The sequence below is a fragment of the Campylobacter sp. BCW_6877 genome (assembly GCF_001762445.1).
Taxonomy (GTDB): Bacteria; Campylobacterota; Campylobacteria; order Campylobacterales; family Campylobacteraceae; genus Campylobacter_D; species Campylobacter_D jejuni.
Genome location: NZ_MJWW01000003.1, coordinates 1 through 2,607, shown reverse-complemented (window position 1 = coordinate 2,607; position 2,607 = coordinate 1). Strand labels below are relative to the sequence as shown.

Sequence of the window (2,607 nt, the reverse complement as noted above, 5' to 3'; positions counted from 1 at the left end):
AAAAAAACAAAAATAACTTATTTGAGAGTATTAACTAGCTTTTTTTCTTTTATAAGCGATAATAATGATGATTTGTTTGTTTTTTCCTTTGATATGAAGAAAATTAGATTTAGAACAGAAAAATCAGAAGAAAATTAAATTATCTTAATGAAAATGAAATTATAAGGCTAAATAATGTTTTAGAGAAAGAAAAAGCAAAAAAGAAGTTTACAATAGTTTTAGAAAAAACTTATGCTTTATGGAGGACTTAGAATTTCTGAAGCTTTAAATGTAAAACTTTGTGATTTTGAAGAGGTTGATGATGAAATATTAAAAATATCCATAATAGGCAAGGGCGGTAAAGAACAATTTGCATTTATTAAAAAAGAAGAAGTAGATGATGAGCTTGAATATTTTAAAGAAAATATCCAAGATAGTGATTACATAATGCAAACTAGCACAGGAAAACATTTAAATAGAAGCAATGCTTTTTTGATTGTAAATAATATTTACGCTAAAGCTTTGATCAGCAAAAAAGGACTTCATTTGCTTAGACACACTTTAGCCATGAGATTAACAGCCAAAGGAACAAACCTTGTGGAATTCTAAGACATGCAAAACTAAATACTACTGCTATATATGCCAAAGCAACAAATGATACAATAAAAGCTGCGTTATTGAATAATTAATTTTTCTAAAATTGAGTATTTGCATAGACTTCAAGAAGAAGTCTATGTGTTTAAAATTGTTCTAATAAAAGTTTAGGTTCTCCGCCAAGTATTTTGATGAAATTTGCAATTCTTGATTGTATTATTTCTACGGAATACATACCTCCTAAACCGCCTAAAGCATAAAATAATTCTTCGAAAATGTCTTCTTTGTTAAATTCAAGTTCTTCTATGTCAATAAGAACAGGAGTTCGGCTACATTTTTGTAAATTTTGATATATTTTGACTAAAATCTTGATTTTTTGTAGATTACTTTCAGCCTCTAAATAAGAATTTAAGTGTATTATTAGGGTTTTTATGAGTTTTTCTCTATTTTCTTTATTTTCAAAAAACTCAAGAGGACTGTGATTTATAGTTAAAATAACCAAAAGAATATACTTGAAAAATTAATAATACAAAAAACATATACTTTTTAAAAAAATAAAATTTTTCAAATATAGAAATTCAATAGAAGGAGAGAAGCTTAGTTAAAAGTTTGTTTGGTAAGCCAAAGGGAAAATTATAACCCCCTTTAAAAAAGGGAAAACAAGTGTTAATAACACTTGACTATAATTATACAAAGTAGTATAATTATTACTATAATTTTGTTTAACATTCTGTATCACCTCCTTTTTGGGCGTGATTGAATGCTAAAGGGGTTGCCGCCCCTTTGGCATTAACCCTTATGCAATTATACCAAAAACAAACTCTTTAACTTCTTAAAACAGTCCATGAAAAGATTTTACTTGTTATTCATTAGCACTTTGTTTTTTGCACCTTCATTTTTATTTGGTGCAAATATTGAAAATATAAAAAAATATAGAAATTCAATAGAAGGAGAGAAGCTTAGTTAAAAGTTTGTTTGATACCGCAGGTAACCCACTCCAGTTGCCCCAAAAATTGAGCTTGGTTAATATGCCTTGACTATAAATAAACAAAGCAGTATAATAACCACTAGAATGAGTTTTATGTACCTCCTTTCAGGGGTTTCACAATTTAGCCGTAGGGGGTCAGCCTGCGGCTTAAACCCTTAATGTAATTTACCAAACAAACTCTTTAACTTCTGAAACAATTTATGAAAGATTTTTGTATAAGTTTTAATATTTTATATGAAAATTTAGGTGTAAGCTATAAACAAGAAGCCTTTCGAGCTAGCTAAGAATACTTGGCTTTAGTTAGGAAGCTCCTACTTCTAAGCGTTAGCGAAAGTAGGAGTAATTCATAGTTTTCATTGTTTTAAAATTTTTCTCTTCGTTATTAATAGATAATTTCGATATATCATATCTATCCCAAAAGATAAGCTCTAAAGGTCGTTGTAAGAAATGATAAGTTAAGCTTATAAAAATAATCAAAGCTATAAGCACACCACAAGGTATATAAAATTTTTTAAGTTTGTAGAAGGGTTTATTCATTGTTTATCCTTTATTACTCTGCTTTAAGTTCTCCACCTCTAACCACAAGTCCATTAGAGTCTATAGTTACTTCAACTCCACCTGCTTTAATGATAACACAATCAGGTTTTGCATTAATAATTGTTTCTCCTACCTGTATAGTCGCCTCGCTATCGGCTTTTAACTCATGAATAGTTTTTGTATAAGTTGTGATATTATCAGCTACCATGCTTGTATTTTTATCACTTTCAAATCCTATGGATTCATTACTTGTAAAAAGAATATTATCTTTGCTTTTATAATCCATCTTTTTCTCGCTTAACACTTGCATTTTATCACTGACATTAATATCATAATGCCCCTCAACCACTTCCTTTTTATTTCCCTTCACATTTCTTGTCTCATCCTTATGTATGATGGTATTTTGATTAGCACCTATTTCTATATCTTTGTTTTCTCCTACATATTCATGAGAGTTTTTAGCCACTCTTACTTTATTATCTACTCCTACATTTAAGGTATTGCTTAAT

General features: G+C 28.7%; 3 protein-coding genes and 1 pseudogene. 1 reads left to right on the top strand and 3 read right to left on the bottom strand.

Going from position 1 to position 2,607, the window contains the following annotated elements; genetic code table 11:
• Positions 1–231: 231 nt before the first annotated feature.
• A complete protein-coding gene (locus tag AJ936_RS10435; RefSeq protein WP_148116010.1) occupies positions 232–588 on the top strand; it encodes a site-specific integrase in 357 nt (118 codons plus the stop codon).
• A gap of 130 nt (positions 589–718) precedes the next feature.
• On the opposite strand, the gene AJ936_RS00030 is transcribed toward AJ936_RS10435, so the two are convergent.
• From AJ936_RS00030 to AJ936_RS09810, 3 genes and pseudogenes are all read right to left on the bottom strand, one after another.
• A complete protein-coding gene (locus tag AJ936_RS00030; protein WP_141080069.1) occupies positions 719–1,060 on the bottom strand; it encodes a hypothetical protein in 342 nt (113 codons plus the stop codon).
• Between the two features lie 825 nt (positions 1,061–1,885).
• Positions 1,886–2,098 (bottom strand): hypothetical protein, encoded by a 213-nt coding sequence (locus tag AJ936_RS00025; protein ID WP_070273882.1) that lies wholly within the window; start codon positions 2,096–2,098, stop codon positions 1,886–1,888.
• Between the two features lie 13 nt (positions 2,099–2,111).
• Positions 2,112–2,607 (bottom strand): annotated as a pseudogene (locus tag AJ936_RS09810) (VgrG protein); the annotation flags it as partial.